At 42.1% G+C, this 21,314-nt stretch carries 22 protein-coding genes; 18 read left to right on the forward strand and 4 right to left on the reverse strand.

Annotated features, from left to right (window positions below; translation table 11 throughout):
* Positions 1–414: 414 nt before the first annotated feature.
* The 10 genes from L0951_RS12090 (at position 415) to L0951_RS12135 (ending at position 10,260) form a co-directional block, all read left to right on the forward strand.
* Positions 415–2,541, forward strand: a complete 2,127-nt coding sequence (locus tag L0951_RS12090; RefSeq protein ID WP_234111515.1) for an elongation factor G — start codon at positions 415–417, stop codon at positions 2,539–2,541.
* A 124-nt stretch (positions 2,542–2,665) separates the two neighbouring features.
* The gene (locus L0951_RS12095; protein ID WP_234111516.1) at positions 2,666–3,100 is read left to right on the forward strand and encodes an RrF2 family transcriptional regulator; all 435 of its coding nucleotides are present in this window, start codon (positions 2,666–2,668) and stop codon (positions 3,098–3,100) included.
* A 112-nt stretch (positions 3,101–3,212) separates the two neighbouring features.
* The gene (locus tag L0951_RS12100) at positions 3,213–4,349 is read left to right on the forward strand and encodes a DUF2249 domain-containing protein (protein ID WP_234111517.1); all 1,137 of its coding nucleotides are present in this window, start codon (positions 3,213–3,215) and stop codon (positions 4,347–4,349) included.
* Between the two features lie 55 nt (positions 4,350–4,404).
* Entirely contained in the window at positions 4,405–5,679 is a 1,275-nt protein-coding gene (locus L0951_RS12105) for an NAD(P)/FAD-dependent oxidoreductase (protein WP_234111518.1), read from the forward strand.
* Positions 5,680–5,738: 59 nt separating this feature from the next.
* Positions 5,739–6,233 carry a hemerythrin domain-containing protein gene (locus L0951_RS12110; RefSeq protein ID WP_234111519.1) on the forward strand — a complete coding sequence of 165 codons (495 nt, stop codon included), beginning with the start codon at positions 5,739–5,741 and terminating at the stop codon, positions 6,231–6,233.
* A gap of 33 nt (positions 6,234–6,266) precedes the next feature.
* Positions 6,267–7,100, forward strand: coding sequence for a DUF2249 domain-containing protein (locus tag L0951_RS12115; protein ID WP_234111520.1), 834 nt, complete (start codon positions 6,267–6,269; stop codon positions 7,098–7,100).
* A gap of 125 nt (positions 7,101–7,225) precedes the next feature.
* A complete protein-coding gene (locus L0951_RS12120; RefSeq protein ID WP_234111521.1) occupies positions 7,226–8,497 on the forward strand; it encodes a hypothetical protein in 1,272 nt (423 codons plus the stop codon).
* Entirely contained in the window at positions 8,494–8,823 is a 330-nt protein-coding gene (locus L0951_RS12125) for a metal-sulfur cluster assembly factor (RefSeq protein ID WP_234111522.1), read from the forward strand. Before L0951_RS12120 ends, L0951_RS12125 begins: the two co-directional genes overlap by 4 nt.
* 91 nt (positions 8,824–8,914) lie before the next feature.
* Positions 8,915–9,685 (forward strand): alpha/beta hydrolase family esterase, encoded by a 771-nt coding sequence (locus L0951_RS12130; RefSeq protein ID WP_234111523.1) that lies wholly within the window; start codon positions 8,915–8,917, stop codon positions 9,683–9,685.
* A gap of 86 nt (positions 9,686–9,771) precedes the next feature.
* Positions 9,772–10,260: a hypothetical protein gene (locus L0951_RS12135; RefSeq protein ID WP_234111524.1), complete on the forward strand. Its 489-nt coding sequence runs from the start codon at positions 9,772–9,774 to the stop codon at positions 10,258–10,260.
* 342 nt (positions 10,261–10,602) lie between these two features.
* Here the strand turns inward: L0951_RS12135 and L0951_RS12140 are convergent, their stop codons facing one another.
* The 3 genes from L0951_RS12140 to L0951_RS12150 form a co-directional block, all read right to left on the reverse strand.
* The gene (locus L0951_RS12140) at positions 10,603–11,979 is read right to left on the reverse strand and encodes a tryptophanase (RefSeq protein ID WP_234111525.1); all 1,377 of its coding nucleotides are present in this window, start codon (positions 11,977–11,979) and stop codon (positions 10,603–10,605) included.
* A 101-nt stretch (positions 11,980–12,080) separates the two neighbouring features.
* A complete protein-coding gene (locus tag L0951_RS12145; RefSeq protein WP_234111526.1) occupies positions 12,081–12,749 on the reverse strand; it encodes a DUF502 domain-containing protein in 669 nt (222 codons plus the stop codon).
* A 123-nt stretch (positions 12,750–12,872) separates the two neighbouring features.
* Positions 12,873–13,451 carry a tRNA-(ms[2]io[6]A)-hydroxylase gene (locus L0951_RS12150; protein ID WP_234111527.1) on the reverse strand — a complete coding sequence of 193 codons (579 nt, stop codon included), beginning with the start codon at positions 13,449–13,451 and terminating at the stop codon, positions 12,873–12,875.
* A 181-nt stretch (positions 13,452–13,632) separates the two neighbouring features.
* On the opposite strand from L0951_RS12150, the gene L0951_RS12155 reads away from it, so the two are divergent.
* Entirely contained in the window at positions 13,633–13,872 is a 240-nt protein-coding gene (locus L0951_RS12155) for a hypothetical protein (protein ID WP_234111528.1), read from the forward strand.
* Between the two features lie 28 nt (positions 13,873–13,900).
* Here the strand turns inward: L0951_RS12155 and L0951_RS12160 are convergent, their stop codons facing one another.
* Entirely contained in the window at positions 13,901–14,998 is a 1,098-nt protein-coding gene (locus L0951_RS12160) for an acyltransferase family protein (RefSeq protein ID WP_234111529.1), read from the reverse strand.
* Positions 14,999–15,157: 159 nt separating this feature from the next.
* On the opposite strand from L0951_RS12160, the gene speB reads away from it, so the two are divergent.
* The 7 genes from speB to L0951_RS12195 all read left to right on the forward strand — a co-directional run bounded on the left by speB (position 15,158) and on the right by L0951_RS12195 (position 21,295).
* Positions 15,158–16,012 carry an agmatinase gene (speB, locus tag L0951_RS12165; RefSeq protein WP_234111530.1) on the forward strand — a complete coding sequence of 285 codons (855 nt, stop codon included), beginning with the start codon at positions 15,158–15,160 and terminating at the stop codon, positions 16,010–16,012.
* A 442-nt stretch (positions 16,013–16,454) separates the two neighbouring features.
* Entirely contained in the window at positions 16,455–17,069 is a 615-nt protein-coding gene (locus L0951_RS12170; RefSeq protein ID WP_234111531.1) for an alpha-ketoglutarate-dependent dioxygenase AlkB family protein, read from the forward strand.
* Positions 17,070–17,271: 202 nt separating this feature from the next.
* Positions 17,272–17,748 (forward strand): BON domain-containing protein, encoded by a 477-nt coding sequence (locus L0951_RS12175; RefSeq protein ID WP_234111532.1) that lies wholly within the window; start codon positions 17,272–17,274, stop codon positions 17,746–17,748.
* 6 nt (positions 17,749–17,754) lie between these two features.
* The gene (locus L0951_RS12180; RefSeq protein ID WP_234111533.1) at positions 17,755–18,174 is read left to right on the forward strand and encodes an SH3 domain-containing protein; all 420 of its coding nucleotides are present in this window, start codon (positions 17,755–17,757) and stop codon (positions 18,172–18,174) included.
* A 288-nt stretch (positions 18,175–18,462) separates the two neighbouring features.
* The gene (locus L0951_RS12185; RefSeq protein ID WP_234111534.1) at positions 18,463–19,713 is read left to right on the forward strand and encodes a dicarboxylate/amino acid:cation symporter; all 1,251 of its coding nucleotides are present in this window, start codon (positions 18,463–18,465) and stop codon (positions 19,711–19,713) included.
* 143 nt (positions 19,714–19,856) lie between these two features.
* Positions 19,857–20,960, forward strand: coding sequence for an Mrp/NBP35 family ATP-binding protein (locus tag L0951_RS12190; RefSeq protein ID WP_234111535.1), 1,104 nt, complete (start codon positions 19,857–19,859; stop codon positions 20,958–20,960).
* Positions 20,961–21,049: 89 nt separating this feature from the next.
* Positions 21,050–21,295, forward strand: coding sequence for a NifU family protein (locus L0951_RS12195; RefSeq protein WP_234111536.1), 246 nt, complete (start codon positions 21,050–21,052; stop codon positions 21,293–21,295).
* The last annotated feature ends 19 nt before the right edge of the window (positions 21,296–21,314 follow it).

Below are 21,314 nucleotides of genomic sequence, written 5' to 3' on the forward strand. Positions count from 1 at the left end.
CCGGGTAGCAATACTGTTCCCGGAGCGAAAAAGCATTCCGCAGGAATGTCATCTGCAGCGTTTTTTTCCCGGTGTAGAATTCAGGTTTTTATATGATAAGATGGCACTCCCACGGAGTGCTTTCTGCTTTTTCAACTTTCAGCTTCTACACAGAGCTCAGTTCTGCGGATTGTGGTGCTTTTCAATTCGTTTATTTTCAATTTGGTGTTTTTGTCCTTAAAGATTAATGAGATTCCTATTCCTGCCAAATATCATTCCTTCACATCTTTATTTTTTCGGCAATTAATTTAAAAACTTCGTAACTTTAGTTCTCCAAAAAAATGGAGCATGCAGGTTCAAATGCAGTAGATCTATTCTGGAACTGCCAAATTTGAAAGCAGTGCAAACGTCAAACTTTAAACAAAACATTTAGTTATGAGTGCTGAAACCAAAAATTTACGAAACGTGGTGATGCTCGGACATTCCGATAGCGGCAAAACCACGCTCATTGAAGCCATGTTATTTGAAGGCGGGGAGATTAAGCGCCGCGGAACTGTGGAAGCGCAGAACACCGTGAGCGACAATACCGATTTGGAACACGAAAAAGGCAAAACTATTTTCTCACACCAAATGTTTGTCAACTGGCGCGACAATAAAATCAACATCATCGATACTCCCGGATTTGACGATTTCGTCGGCGAAATCGTTTCTTCATTAAAAGTGGCCGATACCGCAGTAATTGTTTTGAACGCCGCAAACGGTGTAGAAGTGGGAACCGAACTGGTTTGGGAGTACGTAGAAAAAAACCACACCCCCACTATTTTCGTCATCAACCAGATGGATCATCCGAAAGCGGATTTTGAGAAAACTTTGGAACAGGCAAAAGAAAGATTCGGCCCGAAACTTCTTCCTATTCAATATCCACACAATTCTGGACCGCAATTTAACCAAATTATAGACGCTTTGAGAATGGTGATGTACGAATTCCCCTCAAACGGCGGCAAACCCGAGAAAAAACCCATCCCCGAATCCGAAATGGAAAAAGCCAACGCCATGCACAACGCTTTGGTGGAAATTGCCGCGGAAAATGAGGAAGGTTTAATGGAAAAATATTTCGAGGAAGGAAACCTTTCCGAAGAGGAATTGGCAAAAGGAATCACCATCGCCATTGCAAACCAGCAGTTTTTCCCGGTTTTCGTCACCAGCGGTTTGAAAGACATGGGAACCGGAAGATTGATGGGATTCATCAACGATATCGCCCCGTCACCAGCGGACCGACCAGCAAGGAAATTGGAAAACGGTGAAGAAATCACCTATGATCCGAACGATAAAACAACCATTTTTATCTATAAGACCTTATCTGAACCCCAGGTGGGAATGGTTTCTTACTTTAAAGTACTGACAGGGAAATTGAAAGCGGGTGACGAATTGGTGAACGCTAACAATGGCGAAACAGAAAGAATTTCTCAAATATTTTTGGCAAAAGGCAAAGACAGAATCCCTGTGAATGAACTCGTGGCGGGAGATTTGGGAGCCACCGTAAAATTGAAATACGGGCACTCAAACAACACCCTGAATACCAAAGGTCTGGACCGAAAAATCCGCCCGATGGAATTCCCGGAAAGCCGAATCAGAAAAGCCGTTTCCACGGATTCTTCCGCCGATATGGAAAAGCTGGTGACTGCGCTCAACAGGATTTCAGAAGAGGATCCAACTTTGAGGGTGGAACAATCTGCGGAACTGAAACAAACATTGCTGCATGGTCAAGGTCAGTTGCATCTGGATTTGGTGAAACAAAGACTGCAGGACGAATTTGGCGTGAAAATGAATTTCAGTAACCCTAAAATTCCTTACAGAGAAACAATTACTTCTAAAGCTGATGCCGATTATCGCCATAAAAAACAATCCGGTGGAGCCGGACAATTCGGGGAAATCCACATGCGGGTTGAGAATTTTTATGAAGGAATGGACGAACCCACAGGAATGAGCATCCGACAGAAAGAAATTGAAGATTTACCATGGGGCGGAAAACTCGCTTTCTACTGGTGTATCGTAGGTGGAGCTATCGATAACCGATATATTGGAGCCATTAAAAAAGGAATCATGCAGCAAATGAAAGAAGGTCCATTGACAGGTTCCCACTGCCAAAACATTCGTGTTTCTGTCTATGACGGCAAAATGCACAGTGTGGATTCCAATGATATTTCCTTCCAGTTGGCGGCTTCCGGAGCGTTTAAAACTGCTTTCCACATGGCAAAACCGCAACTTTTGGAACCCATGTATTCCGTGGAAATCCTATGTCCGGATGAGGATACAGGTGATGTAATGGGCGATCTTCAAACCCGGCGTGCCATTATTTCCGGAATGGATTCCGAAGGGCATTACCAGAAAATCATGGCCAATGTTCCGTTGGCAGAAATGCACGATTACGGTTCCACGCTCCGTTCGATTACGGGAGGCAGAGCCAAATTCACCATGAAGTTTTCGGATTACCAACTTGTTCCGCCCAATGTGCAGCAGGAACTGGTGAAACAACATTCTGCGGAAAGTGTGGAGGTTTAATTCCACTAAATATTCTGAATCCTCTGAGAAATTTTCTTGGGGGATTTTTTCCGTCCATTTTTAATTAAGACAAACTTGTCTGAATTAAAAATTAAACTTACCTTTGTCGGGTAGAATTACTGATATGCTTTCGAAAACTTGTGAATATGCTTTAAGGGCAATGATTTATGTAGCGCAGAAATCCAAGGATGGAACTATGGTCAACATCAAGGAAATCTCGGAGAAAATCAACTCTCCGGAGCTTTTCATCGCGAAGATTCTGCAGGGATTGAGCAAACAGGGTTTCCTGCAATCCGCGAAAGGCAGATATGGCGGATTTTATATTTCGGATAAAGCCGCGGAATTTTCTCTGGCAGATATTGTGGAAGCCATCGACGGTGACAAAATGTTCCATGGTTGCGGTCTTGGTTTGGAGTTCTGTTCAGAAACCAATCCCTGTCCGATCCACAATGAATACAAGGAAGCACGAGACAAAATCTATAAAATCTATGGAAAGGTAACTTTAAGCAGATTCAGAAACGAAGATGTGGAAAAAGTTTTACAGTTGAGAAGGAAATAAAAAATTTTAGGATTAAACAGGATAAAAAAGTCTTATATAAAATTGATCAAATTTTAAACAAAATCATCAGACATCAATCAAAACAATTTTAAACAAAAAAATCAAAACAACAATGGCTACACTGGAAACTTTGGACGTTACGAAAATAGAACCGCGCCTGAAACACCCAACCGTTTTTAAATATTTTGACGCACTGGATGCGGGCGGAAGCTTCATCATAGAAAACGACCACGATCCGAAACCTCTGTATTACGAACTTCTTGCCGAAAGAGGAAATATCTTCACTTGGGAATATCTGGAGAAAGGTCCGGAATGGTTTATGGTGCAGATCGCGAAAAATCCTGTAGAAGAAACCAAAGAGGCTGCAAAAGCTGAACCGAAGGAAACTTTGGACGTCACCAAAATTGAACCTAAATTCAAACATCCAACCATCTTCCGGCATTTCGATGCACTGAATCCGGGTGAAAGTTTCATCATCGATAATGATCATGATCCAAAACCGCTTTACTACGAACTTCTGGCAGAAAGAGGAAATATCTTCACCTGGGAATATCTTCAGCAAGGACCGGAATGGTTTAAGGTCTTAATTGCAAAAAATCCTGAAGAAACCAAAACTGCATCTGCTGCGATTCCTGAAAAGGATGTGAAAAAAGCTCAACTTTTAAAAGAAAAAGGAGTGAAATTCGGTTGCAGTGAAACCGAAAGTTCTAAATCCGGATCCAAAGATTTCGATGAATGGGAACTGGACGAACTTGCAGATTATATCGTGGAAAAGCACCATCAATATATCAAGGAAAATGCGGAAGCGTTGAATGGTTTGGCTATCAAAGTCTCCGAACATCACGGAACCGATCATCCTGAACTTCACCGCGTTGCGACTCAGACACATCATTTCCTGCAAGATTTGTTGGATCACATTGCAAATGAAGAAGGCGTGCTTTTCCCGGTAATCAAGCAAGGTTTGGCGAAAAAGAGAAATCCGGAGGAAAAAACAACTTATGAAGTTGGTACTTTGGATCTGCCAATCAGGGTACTTTTAAAAGACCACGAAATTGCCAACGAAGATTTGAATTTGATCAGAAGGATCACTAACAATTTTACCCCTCCGAAAAATGCATGTAACTCGTTTTCTTACCTTTACAGTAAGCTAAAAGAATTTGAAACAGATTTAAACGAGCACTTCCGGCTGGAAAACGATTACCTGTTCCCAAAAGCTTTGGAGCTGGATCAGGAACTTGCGCAAGCATAATTTAACTCAGCGTTGTCAGCGCTTGAAGTGCTGACAATGCTTTAAACAAAATATTGTGAAAAAGAAAATAGCCGTCATTGGCGGCGGATTCGCCGGACTTCAGTTTGCGAAACACATTGATACCAAGCATTACAACGTGCTTTTGCTGGATAAGTCCAATCACCATCAGTTTCAGCCGCTGTTTTATCAGGTGGCGGCTGCGCAACTGGAACCCTCAAGCATTTCGTTTCCTTTTCGGAAAATTTTTCAGAAAAGGGAGGGAGTCAGTATTCAGATGGCCGAAGTAAATTCGGTAAATCCTGATGAACAAACGATTTCAACCGATGCCGGAAAATTCGGATATGATTATCTGGTGATTGCGACCGGCTGCAAAACCAATTATTTCGGCAACTCCGAACTGGAAAAGTCAGCACTTCCTCTGAAAAGTACTTTTGAGGCAATCCAGATCAGGAACAGGGTTTTGAGGAATTTTGAGCGGATTAATTCGACCAAAGATTACGATAGCGGCCTAAACAATATCGTGATCGTAGGAGCCGGACCGACCGGTGTGGAATTGGCCGGTGCTTTTGCCGAAATGAAAAAGAATATCCTACCGAATGATTATCCGGAAATAGATACCTCGGAAATCAGAATCATCCTGGTTGAAGGAAGCGGAAAAACACTGGGAAATATGAGCGAACTTGCTCAAACAGCCTCTTTGGAATATTTGAAAAAATTAGGTGTGGAAGTTTTGCTCAACCAACTGGTGGATCGGTATGAAAACGGAAACCTTATTTTGAAAGACGGCTGTTCCATCAAATCCGAAAATGTGATCTGGGCAGCGGGAGTTACCGGCAATATTGTGGAGGGTTTTTCAAAGGAAATCATTCAGGGAAACCGTTATTTAGTCGATGATTTCAACAAAATATCCGGATTTGAAAATATTTATGCAGTAGGAGATATCGCGATGCAGAAATCCGAAAAATATCCGAAAGGTCACCCGCAAATTGCAAATGTTGCCATTAATCAGGCGAAAAACCTGGCCGAGAATTTTAACAACAGCATTAAAGGAAAAACGTGGAAACCCTTTCTTTATAAAGATCAGGGAAGCATGGCGACTGTGGGGAAATACAAAGCCGCGGTGGATTTGCCGCTCTTCAGTTTCAAAGGTTTTTTTGCATGGGTTTTCTGGATGTTCCTGCATTTAATGCTGATTCTGAGTGTTCGGAACAAACTCATCGTTTTTATCAACTGGATGTGGACTTTCTTTACCAACGATTCTTCGCTGCGCTTAATTATCGCGGAAAAGGCAAGTTTAAAGGTTGAAAAGCCACAATGGATTTATCAGTAGATGATTCAGTATAAATAGTGGCATTTTAAGACAAAATTAAGGCTCCAAAAAAAATTAACATGGAAAATAAACCCATCAAAAGAAACAGAAACATCGTTCCAATTTCCCGCGAACATCACGCTACATTGCTTTTTTGCTGGAAAATAAGAAAGGGAGTGAAAGCCGAAGTGCAGCCCCAGAGAATGACCCGATACATCAACTGGTTTTGGAAACATCATCTGGAGCCCCATTTCCGGTCGGAAGAAAAGTTGCTTTTCCTTGATTTTAAAGATGCAATGGTAAACCGCGGTTTAAATGAACACCAATTGATTGTAGCCAAAATCAACGAAATCAATGTGAGGACCCTGGAAAAAAGTGATCCACTGTACCTGGAACTTGCAGATTTGATAGATGACCACACCCGGTTTGAGGAACGAACTCTTTTTCCCTATTTAGAAGAAAAACTATCCGACGAAGAACTGGATAAAATCGGAGATATCCTGCGTGAAGAAGAACATTCTGCGTTGGAAGATTATGATGATGAATTTTGGGCGAACAACCCAATGCAAAAATAACTGAGAAAATAGCAACAAAAGCGAAATTCACTGATGAAAGTAATTACCGAAAAAACCAAAATATCCGAGCTGATTAAAGAGAATCCGCAATCTGTGGAAGCCATCGCATCCATCGCAAAACCTCTTGAGAAATTAAGGAATCCGATATTGAGGAAAATTATGGCTTCACGGGTCACCATTGCAGAAGCGGCAAAAATGGGCGGCGCAAAAGTAGAAGACTTCAAAAAGGTACTCACTCCGCTCGGATTTGTTTTCGAGGGAATGGAATCCTCAAAAGTGGAAACTTCACACGAGCCGAGACCGAGCTGGCTGCAGAACGCCCCGAAAGAAGATATCGGTTTTTATGATGTTCGTCCAATCATCGACAATGGAGCGGATCCGTTGAAAGAAATTCTCGGTCGTTTCAAAACCATTCCGAATGGAAAAATTCTATGCATCATCAATAATTTCGTTCCGACACCTTTAATCCATCTTTTGAAACAGCAAAAAGCAGAGGATTCTTTCGTGGAAACCATTTCTGATCAGGAATTTCACACCTATTTCCTGAAGAAAAAGAAAGAAGTGGAACCAACTTCAGAAACTGCAGACAGCAAAGTGATGATGCACGGTGCGGAACATTTCAATGACGTTATTGCTCAGTTCGGGGATGAAAAACTCATCAGAATAGATGTGCGCGAACTGGAAATGCCCGGTCCGATGCAGGCGATTCTAGGCGAGCTGGAAACGCTTCCTGCCGGAAACGCTTTGTACATTGACCACAAAAGAATTCCTGTGTACCTTTTGGAAGAGCTTGCAGAAAAAGATTTTGAAGTCCACATCCACAATGTCGGAGAAGGCGACGTGAAAATGTTAATTTTTCAGAAGTAAAAGGTAAATGAAATGAGCAATTTCTTATTCCGAACCAAGAGAGGAATCCCCATATTCAGAAAACAGATCAGAACTTCATTGAACCATCACTCAAATTATTCATTCTTACCTATTCATTAAAAAAAATGGCAGACATCAACATTGGAAAAGCACCGGGAAACAGCGCTATTCTCCCGTTTTATGCAACAGGAGCGGTGGTTTTTCTGGTACTTTGTGTATTGATGTTCACCACGCCCGAATCTTTTACCCGGCATTATTTCAATCCGCATCTGTTGACCATCGTGCATCTTGCGGCTTTGGGATGGGGAACGATGATGATTTTCGGGGCGGCTCACCAATTGCTGCCCGTGATTTGCGAGCAGGATTTGTACAGCGAGAAAATGGCGTCTGCAAGTTGGTACACTTTGACTTTGGGAATTATTTTCCTCACCTGGAAATTTTGGAATCTCGATGTCGGTTGGATCATGATTACAGGCGGTTCGCTGATTGTTTTTTCGGTTTTGCTGTTTGTAATTAATGTTCTGAAAACCACAAGAGTTTGCTCGAAATATTCCGCGCAGAAAATGTTCATCACCAGTTCCGCGCTTTGGTTGCTTTTCACGGTTTCGGTCGGACTTTTATTGGCGATAAATCTCAAGATGAGGTCATCGCTTTTCCCGATCAGTCATTTGGAAGTCTTGAAACTTCACGCCCACATGGGAATTGCGGGATGGTTTCTGCAGCTGATCACCGGAGTTTCCACGAAACTGGTTCCGATGTTTTTGTTGGGAAAATCTGACAAGGAGTATTTGTTACAACGTGCATTCGTCTTCCAAAATTTAGGTTTGATTTTATTCTTGGTTGATGGATTTTTCTTTGAAATCACCTGGCGGATTTTCATTTATGCTGGCTTCGTTCTCATCGGAATTATCTTTTGGCTGCTCTATCTTTATGATGCCTTCAGAAACCGTTTGCGAAAAAGGGTGGAACTCTTGATGAAGCATGCCTTTCTTTCATTTTTAAGTTTAATCATTGCGGTTTTAATCATTCCAATCGTGTATTATTCCGAAGGTTACCGATGGGTGATGGTTTATGGGACGCTGATTTTCCTGGGTTGGATTACGAATATTATCTTAGGAAAAACCTTCAAAACCTTGCCTTTCATCATTTGGAACGGGCATTACAAACATCTTTCCGGAAAGGTGAAAGTGCCGCTTCCGAAACATCTGTACAGCGAGCAACTCACGATTTGGCAGTTCAGAGTTTTCATTGCTGCGTTCCTCACTTTTGCTTTAGGATTGATGGTGCAGAACTTAATCGTCATCAGAATCGGACTGTTTTTATGGGTGATTCTGGCAGTGATTTATAATGTGAATGTCTTTAAATTACTTTTACACAAAACAAAAAAATTAGAATGACTTTCGACGAAAACGATAAAAATTACGAACTTCAGCAGCGTGCAGAATTTGTGCTCTACGAAGTGATGGATCCCGAATTAATGGTAAACATCATCGATTTGGGATTGGTTTATGATATTACCTTCCCGGAGGAAAATAAAATCCATGTTTTAATGACTTTAACTTCACCATTTTGTCCGATGGGAGATGCGATTAAAACCGGTGTTCAAAACGCTTTGGAAAAAGAATTTCCCGGCATCGAAGTCGAAATCGAACTCACTTTCGAACCGGCCTGGAATTACGATTTTGTTTCTCCGGAGGGAATGATGGAGCTGCAGAATAGGTAGCTGTTTTTTTTTGGGCTGCCCAATCACGGGTAACTTCGTGCTTATTGAAATAAGAAAACAGGCAATTTTTTCGTTTACCTCAAAAAGTTTTATGAAAAGTATTTTGATTTTTCTGCTGGTCGCTCTGTCTCCATGCTGTTTTGCGCAAAAGGAATTCACTTTCAGCATCAATGGTTCCGTGCGAAAAGCGCTGATTTTTGAACCGGAAAAAACCGCGGAAAAGATGCCCCTGGTTTTTGTTTTTCACGGACATGGCGGCAATGCAAAATATGCCGCTGCGAAAATGGATTTTCAGGATTATTTTCCCGAAGCATTGGTGGTTTTCATGCAGGGAATTCCCGGGACTTCTGGTCGGGTTATCGATAAACAGGGACTTCTGAATGGTTGGCAAATGTTTCCCAACGAAAACGGGAACCGCGATGTCTTGTTTTTTGATGAAGTGCTGAAAGAGGTACAAGGCAAATATCCAATTGATTCCCAAAGAATTTATCTCGTGGGGCATTCCAACGGAGCAAGATTTGTGAATGTTTTGTGGAAGGAAAGAGGTGAGAAAATCGCCGCAATTTGCTCCGTGGCCGCACAGGGAGGATTAATGGTCAAAAATGCCAAACCCATTTCCATCTGGATGAGCATGGGCAAAAATGATCCTTTGGTTCCCTACAGACAGCAGAAATCAGCGGTTCCGATAGTGAAAAAAAATCTGCAGACCGATGAAAATTCAAAAGTGGAAGATGGCGAAATCACCACTTTCAAAGGGATCAACAATACTGAATTGGTTTTGGAAGAACGCAATGCCGGACACGAATTTCCTCATGAATCCATCCCCGGAATGGTGGCGTTTTTTAAAAGGCATCACAGGTAAAACATAAAATAGGGTGTTTTAACGGGTGTTTAATTCGTTGGTTTATAGTATTTTCGTGCTGTTATTAACCCTAAAAACTAAAAGTTATGCCATTACCAAACCTCAACAATGCGCATCTTACCCCGGCTCAGATTACTGCCGCAGAAGATGCCCTCACCCAACTGGAAACTGCGCTCGAAATGCTGACAGTAACCTTGACTCCCCATGAGCGAAGCGCTTACGGAAGCATCAACGAGCAAAACAAACTCCTGGTCAACAAGGTATGGGATTATCGCAGGAATGCACCCAGCCTTTCGGTGCCGGATCTGGATTGGGCGGAGTTTGAAAACGATTACAACAGCCGCCTTGTGATGGAAAACCTGGAGCACCGATGGGGTGCTTTGCAGGAAAAAATCAAAAATACCAAGATCCTGCACGATCACGACAATTACCAGGCTGCACTGGCAGATTATGCCTACACCCTGTACAGAGCCGGTTCCCAGGTGGCGGGTTATGAAACGAAGATGAATGAGCTGAAACAGTTTTTTCCGCGAAACGGCAAACGTTCTGCACCTGCTCCTGAGGGAGAGGAATAACTGATTTCTACTTCATCAGAGACAGCCTGTGGTTTCCGCAGGCTTTTTTCTTTTATTTTACAGAAGTGTTTCGGTTGTTTTGAGAATCGTTTCGGTTAAAGGGTGAAAGTTTTGGGTTCCCTGGCTAATCGATTAGGTTCCGGACTTAAAGTTTTGGGTTTTGGACCTAAAAATTTGGCTTGAAGACCTAATGCTTTGGGTAAAAGACCTAAAGTTTTGGGGCATTAACCTAATGGAGTGTGTTGGAGTGGAGAGTTTTGGGGGATAGGAGTTTAGAGTGGGGGGATTTAGGGAGCGGGGGGAAATTAAAATCCGCTCAGCAATGCCGAACGGATCTTTGTTTTAAGCTTCCTCCAGTTTCACGGTAAAATGCCTTAAAATATCAGATTCCCAGGTGATGTGGTAACCCTTCAGGATTTCATCCCGCCGGTCGAAAACATTTTTTACCGCCGCTGCGATGTACTCCATGTGGTTATTGGTATAAGTTCTGCGCGGAATCGCCAAACGGACCAATTCCAGTTTTGGATAACGGTTTTCTCGCGTTTCCGGATCGCGGTCTGCTAAAATGGTCCCTATTTCCACGGTGCGGATTCCGGCTTCCTTGTAGATTTCGTTTGCCAGCGTTTGAGCGGGATATTCTTCTCTCTTTACGTTGGGCAAAAATTTCAAGGCATCAATAAAAACGGCATGACCGCCAATTGGCTTCTGGAGCGGTATTCCGTATTCAATCATTTTATTTCCGAGGTATTCCACCTGCGATATGCGGCTTTCCAGATACGGGAATTCCGTGGCTTCATTCAAACCCACCGCCAAAGCAGCCATATCTCTTCCCGCCATTCCGCCATAGGTGATGAAACCTTCATAAATAATCGTGAAATTGGACGCGGCACGATAGACTTTTTCATCATTTAATGCGATGAACCCACCGATATTGACCAGGCCGTCTTTTTTGGAGCTCATCGTCATTCCGGCTCCGTAAGAAAAAACTTCTCTTGCGATTTCCTTGATCGAACGGTTTTCCTGGCCTTTTTCTCTTTGTTTAATGAAATAGGCGTTCTCGGCAAAACGCGCGGAATCGAAATAAACCGGGATTCCGTATCGGTCTGAAAGTTCTTTCACGGCACGCATGTTTTCCAGGGAAACCGGTTGTCCGCCGGAAGAATTGCAGGTGATGGTGACCAGACAAAACGGGATTTTTTCTTTGGGATAGGTTTGGTACACTTTCTCCAGTTTTTGTAAGTCTATATTTCCTTTAAAGGGGTAAAGGTTTTCGATGTCGAAAGCTTCATCCACGGTGCAGTCTATCGCATGTGCTTTCCTGAACTCGATGTGTCCTTTGGTAGTATCGAAATGGGAATTTCCGGGAACCACATCGCCTTCTTTCACCAAAACAGAAAACAACACGTTTTCCGCCGCTCTTCCCTGGTGGGTGGGAAGCAGATATTTGTACCCGGATATTTTCTGAACGGTTTCATGGAGTTGCTGGAAACTTCTGGAACCGGCATAGCTTTCATCGCCGGTCATCAGTGCGCCCCACTGTTGGTCACTCATCGCTCCGGTTCCCGAATCCGTCAAAAGGTCGATAAAAACCTGGGATGATTTCAGGTTAAATAAATTATAATCGGCTTCTTTCAGCCATTGTTCTCTTTGTTCACGGGTGGATTGCCGGATTTCTTCCACCATTTTTATTCTGAAAGGTTCTGCGTAAGGAAGTTTCATGATTTAAGGACTAAGTAAAAATGAATAATTAAGGTTTTTTCGGAAGATGAATTCTTGGAGGTCTTCCGGGATTCATGCTTCATTGTTAATTATTAATGGTTTCATTCCGGCGCTTTGAAAACATTATCATCCGAATGGAAGCCCGCAATGCCGCCGCTCACAGCGAATTTCATGGCCTGTGCTGCGGAAACATTTTCCAGATGCACGATATTGGTAGCCAAAACAAAAACTACCCAACCCGAAACCGCATAGGAATGAGGCAGATAAACCGAAACATAATCCGGGTACCCCACGGAAGACAGATCACTTTGGGTTAAGAATCCTACGCGCCAGATCTCTGGATTTTCATTGGTTTTAATGAGCACGGGTTGGTTGAATTTCTTCTTGTCACCCACGAATGAGGTCATCACTTCTTTCAGTGAAGTGTAGATATATTTGATTCCCGGCGTTTTTTCCAGCAGAAAGTCGAAACTGTCCACCACCACCCGTCCCAGAATAAATTTGCTTCCCAAAAAACCGATCAGGGTAGTGGTGGCAATTACAATCAGGAAAGTGATTCCGGGGTAGGTTTTTTCAGAAAGGGAGGGAATCAGGCTATCGATGCTGGAGACCACGTACCAAATAATCCAGACGGTGACCAGAAACGGACCCAGAATCAAAAGTCCCTGGAAAAAAGATTTTGCCAGGATATTGAGGATTCTGCTGTATTTGGATTCTTCCAATGGATTCAGGTGGGTTTTGGTTTGCGGGTTTGAAGTTTCCAGGTTCATCAAACACTGTTGGTAAAAATAACAAAAATTATAAAATGAAGACTGCCCAGTTTACCTGCATCCAAAACCGGAAATCTGTCGGTCGGCAGACAGGCTTGCAACAGTGTTGCTTGTAAGGGATCCTTACCCGTGAATGGTCTCTTTCTTTCCGTAAGATTTGATGATTTCCGCTTCGTAATCCAGCCATTCTTCCCAGCGTTTATTCACTTTTTCCGGATCTCCCAGTTTTCTGGCAAAACCGATGAAAGTGGTGTAGTGATTCGCTTCAGAAATCATCAGTTCCTTATAGAAAGTCTTGAGTTCTTCATCTTTGATGTTTTCAGTTAAGACTTTAAACCGTTCACAGCTTCTTGCTTCAATCATGGCCGCGAAAAGCATCCGGTCCACGATGTAATCCTGCCGGCTTCCCTGCACGATGAATTTGAACAGCTGATTGACATAATCGTCTTTTCTTTCGCGTCCGAATTCATAGCCCCGTTTTTTGATGATTTCGTGAACCTGCTGAAAATGATCAAGTTCTTCCTGTGCAATCTCCAGCAGTTCGGTCACAATTTCGGGATATTCAGGAAGCATGGTGACTAAAGTAATGGCATTGGTTGTTGCCTTCTGTTCGCACCACGCATGATCGGTGAGGATCTCGGCCAAATTACCTTCAGCAATATTTGCCCATCTGGGGTCGGTCAATAATTTAAGTTTAAACATCGGTAAAACTTTTCGGTAAAAATAGTGATTCTATCTGAGGGTACTTCTGTTTTTTTTTGCTTGCATCAAGATTGTCGAAAATAGGGATAATACGATTCTTATTTGAATAATTGATAAATAAAGGTCTGAAATATTGGCATAAAACTTGAAAGTAGAATCAACAACATTAAAATTTTAAATTATGAATACGCAAGCTATTTCCAAAAAAATTGAAAATCTGGGGATTTTCTTAGTTACTTTCTTCTTCGGCATCATTGCTTTGGCGCAAGAACAAACCCCTAAAGTAGATGTGACCACTACATCCACAAAAACCACCACCACCGAGGAATGGTTTACCAATCCGGTTTATTGGGTGATTGGTGCGTTGCTTTTCATCATCTTGATCGCCGTCATCGTGAGAAGTGGCGGGAACAAAGAATAACCATTGCTTTTGTCAATCCATTGCCGTTTTAGTTTGTCGCTGAAGCGGTTTTTTTTCGCAATAATTCCAAAACCTTCCAGCCAAAATCATCGAGTTTTTTTGCGCCTTCCGCAATGATGATAGCCAAAATGAGATTGATGCAGAATATCAGAATCATCAAAACCCACCAGATCAACTTTTCTTTCAAGGGAACCACGATAAAATAAACCAGTGAGGAACTCATTCCCTGTGCGAAATAATAAAAAATCGCATTTTTCCCGATATAGGTGATGAAATTGTTTTTGGTGATTTTCAGCCGGTTATATAAAACGAAAAGGGTCAGTAAAGAAAAGGAAGACCAGAAAATATAGAGCAGCTTCGGAGGGAATTTGGCCTTATTCATCCGCATAAAATAGTCTTTCCCGAAATGCCAGAAAAGGATGACCAGAATTACCGTTAAAACGCCGTACAGAAAAGGGATCCACTTTTTCGGTATTTGTTTTCCCTTCATTTGGTGTGCCACCAAAAACAATCCGAGGTAAAACGCCACATAACCCACTTGTCCGCTCGGATAGTAGGAAGGCAAAATATTGAACATGAGGGTTAAACCCAAACAAAGGAAAGTGAACCATTTGATATGTTTTGGGAAAAACCTTAGAATCAGAACACCAAAAACAGTGAGGATGAAATAGACCTTGAGGTACCAGAAACTACCCATGACCACAGGAAAAGTATCTGCCATCGTGTATTGGTGAAGGTACCAATTGCCAAGATTCTGCCATTGCGGTTTGGTGGAGATATCCGAAGGAGTATATTTCGCCCCAAAAGTGGAGTAGAAATCCTTCATCCAGTCCAGGCCGAAAAAATTCAGCCCGAAAACTTTAAAAAAGTAATCGAGAAAGAACAGAAACGTCACGAAGATCATGTAGGTAATCTGCAGTTTCAGCAATCGGTACATCGTTTTTTCTATATTCCCACCGGAAGTCAAACCACTTAACGCATAAAACAGCGGAACATCTACCAGCAAAGACAAAACCCGCAATTCTGTGGGAACGTAAAATTGCCCGGACCAAAAAACCGTATGGATAAAAATAATGGAAATGGTGGCAAATCCTTTGGCAAAGTCGATGTAGAGATCCCGTTTCATGCGTTTTTTTTTCAAATATAGCAATTAGGGTGGGTTTGTGGAATTATGAACTGTTTTTTTCGGGTAAAACATTTTTTTTCGCTTACGGTGACCGGCTTCCTTTAACCCAAATCAAACCGGACATTTTCATATCTTTGTGGCACTCAAAAAAAACAAAATATGAACACTTACGCCGGAATTCCAGAAGAAAACGCAACCCTTGAAAACTCAAAAGTAATGCTTGTCACCGTTCCGTATGATGGAACTTCAACCTGGGGAAAAGGTGCAGACAAAGGTCCTGAACTGTTCTTGGATGCTTCCGAAAACATGGAACTTTTTGATATCGAAACCAGAACCGAACCTTATCTGGAGGGAGTTTATCTTGCAGGTGAAGTCACAGAAAATTCCACACCCGAAGCAATGACAGAAGCGGTTTACCAGAAAACCAAAGAATTGCTGAACCATGACGGGAAATTGTTTACGCTTTTTGGTGGCGAACATTCCGTCTCCATTGGTTCAATCCGCGCAGTGGGCGAAAAATATGAAAACCTGACCGTGTTGCAATTAGATGCGCATACCGATTTGAGGCCAGATTTCCACGGTTCCACTTGCAATCACGCATGCGCAGTGTATGAAGCCAGCAAAAAGCATAATTTGGTTCAGGTAGGAATCCGTTCATGCGATTTGGAAGAAATGGAACATGTGAATGAGGATCAGTGTTTTTGGGCACACCAAATTGCCGTCAATGAAAACTGGATCAATGACGTTTTGGAAAAGGTCTCCGGAAACGTTTATATCACCATTGATTTGGATGCTTTCGATCCATCCATTGCGCCATCCACAGGAACTCCGGAACCGGGCGGATTGCAGTGGTATCCTACTTTGGAATTATTGAGAAAAGTGTTTGAAAAATGCAATGTCGTAGCTTTTGACATCGTGGAATTAATGGATTCTGCAATGCCGAAACCAACTGCTTTTTTGGCAGCGAAGCTTTATTACAAAATGTTGGCGTACTATCACATTTCTAATAATTAAGAAATCCGGAGATCAGGGATTTCTGAACACATTGATTGAATTGTTTTCAAGAAATTCCGCGGCTTTATCTGCCACTCGTGACTTGTCCAAAAGCCGCAGGTTTGGAAGATTAAAGTGATTAACCGATACATTCCTTTCGTCTAAAAATCATTCGTGTATTCGTGGTATTTTCAGCCACTTATGCACGATTTTTTTTATGATTTCAAAACGCCTGTTTTATCCCGATCATCAGTAGATTTTTTGATGAATACTTTTTTTTGCCTCAAAATTCTGATTTGGCAAGAATTTTTCTGGATTCAAGGCAAAAAGTGAAAATCACCTACCCGAAATCTGAGGACTGATTTAAGGTCCTTTTTAAAGGGGTTCTGCACCTCCCGCAATTTTAGATGAGCGGCAGTTTTTTGAACGGAAACGGAAATCCACAATTTGATTATTTTTGAGCATGCAATCACTCTTCCCTCTTGAATTTGACTCACAAATCAACCTCCTTCCCAAAGATGGAACCGTGAATTATTATGGCAAAATTTTTGATCGTGAAAAATCTGATTTTTATTTCGAACAACTTCTGAAAAAGATCGAATGGAAAAACGATGAAGCCGTCATTTTCGGAGAAAAAATTTTTACCAGGAGGAAAGTTGCATGGTACGGAAATGAAGATTTTGAATACACCTATTCCAAAACCACCAAAAAAGCGTTGCCATGGATTCCTGAATTGTTGGAACTGAAAAAGCGAATCGAAGAGAAGTCGGGTGAAACCTTCAATTCCTGTCTGCTGAACCTTTATCATGACGGAACCGAAGGAATGGCTTATCACAGTGATGACGAAAAAGACCTGAAGAAAAATGGCGCAATCGGTTCACTGAGTTTCGGAGCTGAAAGGAAATTTTCATTGAAACATAAGGGAACCAAAGAGAAGGTGGAGCTGGTTTTGGAGCACGGCAGTCTTTTGGTGATGAAAGGCGAAACCCAATCATTTTGGCTTCACCGGCTGCCGCCCACAAAAAAAATATTTTCGCCCAGAATTAATCTCACTTTCCGCACCATTGCCGGAAAATAATTGCCTCGGAAATTCTGGGAGGCTTTTATTTTAGAGCGTTTTTTAGTTTGTGGTCTTGCAATCAGAATCATCTGAAAATTCTAAAATCAGTTGGATTTTTTCAGATATTTTAAGAAAAATTTATATTTTTTTACAAAAATTGGTAGATAAATAATTGCTAAATTTGAGCATAAGTATTTTAATAACGCTAAATCATTCAACTATGAAAAAAACACTCGCTATGGCAGCTTTGGCACTTTCAGTGTCATTTGTCACAATAGGCTGCAAGAAAAAAACTTCCGATGCCGAACTTCAAACGCAGGCAACTACTGTGGTGACTTCTAATCCAAATGCATCTGTGGAAGTGAAAGACGGAACTGCACATCTGAGCGGAACTTTCGCTGATGAAGCGGAAAAAGATGCGATGATTGCCTCCCTAAAAGCTATTCCGGGAATTAAGGATGTGATGGATATGGCAACCATAGCTCCTGCGGTGGTAGAAACCGTTTCAGCGGTGGATCCTTTGGTTCAGCAAAAAGTGACTGATGCAGTGAAAGATTTCCCTTCAGTGAAAGTGGAAGTAGTGAATGGCGAACTCACCCTTACCGGGAACGTTTCTCCAGAACAGGCCAGAAAAATCAAAATGTCGGTAGATGCTTTGAAAGCTGGAAAAGTTAATTATAATTACACTGTAAAATAATTCAAAATGAGTGCATTACAAGACAAATATGCGGGAGTGATTTCGGCGGCACAGTCGGCGGGAATTTCAAATTTGCAGGTTACAGAACAAAACGGAATTCTTTACGTTTCCGGAAATGCTTCTAATTCTGCGGCAAAAGATGCAGTCTGGAACGCATTGGGAGCTATTGATTCCACCTATTCAGCCTCAGATATTAATGTGGATGTGCAGGTTTCGGGATTGGCAGCTGGTGCTTCACTGACCGTGGTTACAGAAGATTCCAATTTGAACATCAGACAGGAACCTTCCACCGAAGCCGCAATCATAGGAAAAGCTGCAAAAGGTGAAAACCTCACTTTGGTAGAGCAAACTTCCGACGACTGGTGGAAAGTAAAAACCGCTTCGGGAACTGAAGGATATGCCTATGCAAGATATTTGCAGGCCTGATCCGAACCCAAATAAAAATTAAACCTCTGAATTCTTCGGGGGTTTTTTGCTTCTGCCAAGATTCATTATTTTTTGCCCATACTTTATTATTAATTTTTTTGGGATCCATTTCGGAAATTGTCCCCGTGCGAATTGGTGTCAAAAATGATCCGGAACAATTGAAAATGATTATTACAAATTTTCTTTTTCTTTTTCTGGCTTTTTTCCGCTGCCAAAAATCATGGATCCTCAATTCCCACAGAACCAAAAAAAATCTATATTTGTAATCTTTGAAAAAAATCAAAATACATGAAAGGTCAAAACAAACTCTTCATCGCCATTATCATCGGTTTGGTTCTTGGTGTGATTATGGGCGGAGTGGTGCACACGCAATATCCTGAAAGCATAGATTCTTTCTCGAAAAACATCAAACTTTTGGGAACGGTTTTCATCAGATTGGTTCAGATGATTATCGCACCGCTGGTTTTCACTACACTGGTGGTGGGAATTGCTAAAATGAGCGATATGCGGATGATCGGAAGAGTCGGTACAAAGGCGATGCTCTGGTTTATTTCTGCATCACTGGTCTCGCTTTTCATCGGGTTGATTTTTGTAAACTGGCTGGAACCGGGACATGTGACTCAGCTTCCGATTCAGGATCATGCTTCTGCCGAAGATTTGATCAAATCCAGCAAAGGATTTTCGATGGAAGATTTCGTAAAGCACATTTTCCCGAAAAGTATTTTCGAGGCATTCGCGACCAATGAGGTTTTGCAGATTGTGGTTTTCTCCATTATGTTTGGTGTCGCATTGGCAAACATGGGCGAAGAATACACGAAGCCTATCATCAAAGCATTTGATATTTGCGCACATGCCATCCTGAAAATGGTGGGTTACATTATGTGGGTTGCTCCACTGGGAGTTTTGGGCGCAATCGCGGCAGTGGTGGCCACAAACGGATTCGAGATTTTCAAAGTGTACGCCATTTATCTCCGGGATTTCTTTTTCGCATTGGCTGTCTTATGGCTTATCCTCTGTGTGGTGGGTTATTTAATCATCGGAAACAGACTTTTCGAATTGTTTCGCAGAATCAAAGAACCGTTGCTCATTGCATTCTCTACCACAAGTTCAGAAGCGGTTTTCCCGAAATTGGTAGAAGAACTTGAGAGATTTGGTTGCAACAACAGAGTAGTCTCATTCATTTTGCCTTTAGGATATTCTTTCAACTTAGACGGAAGTATGATGTACATGACTTTCGCAGCGATCTTCATTGCACAGATTTATGGAATCGACATGACCATTGGACAACAAATCACGATGCTTTTGGTTTTAATGCTCACTTCCAAAGGAATCGCCGGAGTTCCCAGAGCAAGTTTGGTCATCATCGTGGCAACTTGCACCATGTTTGGAATTCCGCCGGAAGGAATAGCATTAATCCTCCCGATCGACCATTTCTGCGATATGGGAAGAAGCATGACGAATGTTTTGGGGAATGCTTTGGCCACTTCCGCCGTATCCAAATGGGAAGGACAACTCGATCATCACGGCGGAGAACTGTAACATAAAATTCAATTTACCTGCGATATTTTAATGACTGCTGCATTGGCGGTCATTTTTATTTAAAGACAAAAGTCATAAATTTTATTCATTCTAAATAAGAAAAATTTTGCCTAAATTTGTCACTCAATTTTTAGAAGAAAATTATGTTGACGAAAGCAAAAGTTCAGGATTTCCTGAAAGAGATAGAAGTGGACGATTTGGTTCACAATTTCCAGGTAATGGGAAATGATGTGTATATCGATATGACCGCACATTCACCTGCAATGCACGAAAAGAAGAAATTGGAAGTAGCCATGAAGCAGGCGTTTGCAACGGAGTTTGGTGAAGACGTGGTCTTGAAACTGAAGATCGCTTCTCCCGAACCTTCCGAAGTTCAACAAAATCAAATCAAAGGAAAACAGATTCCCGGGATCCAAAATATCATCGCAATAGCTTCCGGCAAAGGCGGTGTCGGGAAATCTACAGTTACCGCCAATATAGCGGTCACTTTAGCCAAAATGGGATTCAAAGTCGGAATTTTGGATGCAGACATTTACGGACCTTCAATTCCGACCATGCTGGATACTTTCGGCGACAAGCCTTTGTCGGTACAAGTGGACGGAAAAAACCTGATGAAGCCGGTAGAAAATTATGGAGTGAAAATGCTTTCGATAGGATTTTTTTCCGGTGCCAATCAAGCCGTAGTTTGGCGGGGACCAATGGCTTCAAAAGCCTTGAATCAAATGATTCGCGATGCACATTGGGGTGAGCTGGATTTCCTTTTGATCGACCTTCCACCGGGAACAGGAGATATCCACCTTTCCATCGTTCAGGAAGTTCCGGTGACCGGAGCGGTGATTGTGTCCACTCCACAGCATATCGCTTTAGCCGACGTGAGAAAAGGAATCGCCATGTTTACTATGGACAGCATTAATATTCCGGTGCTTGGATTGATTGAAAATATGTCGTACTTTACCCCTGAAGAATTACCGAACAATAAATACTATATCTTCGGAAACCAAGGTGCACAGCATTTAGCGGAAGATCTGGGAATTCCTGTTCTGGGCGAAATCCCATTAATCCAAAGCATCCGAGAATCAGGTGATGTTGGCCGTCCTGCCGCAATGCAGGATGGATCAAAGATTGCCGAAATCTACACCAAAACCACTCAAAACATGATTGAAAGCTTGGTGGAAAGAAACAAGAGCCTCCCTCCGACAGAAGCCGTGAAAATCACGACCATGGCGGGATGTTCTCCGAAGAAATAACGGGAGCATAAAGAAGTTGGAGATTGGATGATGGGCTGAGTGAGGTAAAGATTCATCACCCAACTCCTATCACCCAAAAAGAAAGAATTATGAAAAATATAAAGCACGAAGAAACAGTAACCAAGGTGATGGATGCGCTGGAAAGTATCCGACCATTTTTGAACAAAGATGGTGGCGATATTGAGTTGGTAGATGTAAAAGGAAAAACGGTTTTTGTAAAACTGGTGGGGAATTGCAATGGGTGCCCGATGAGTTTTTCCACCATGAAATTGGGTGTCGAAAACACCATTAAGCAGTTCGCGCCTGATATTGTTGAGGTTCTGAATGTGGAGTGATTCTAGATCTTAAAAAATG

It is taken from the genome of Chryseobacterium sp. R2A-55 (genome assembly GCF_021401085.1).
Classification (GTDB): Bacteria; Bacteroidota; Bacteroidia; order Flavobacteriales; family Weeksellaceae; genus Kaistella.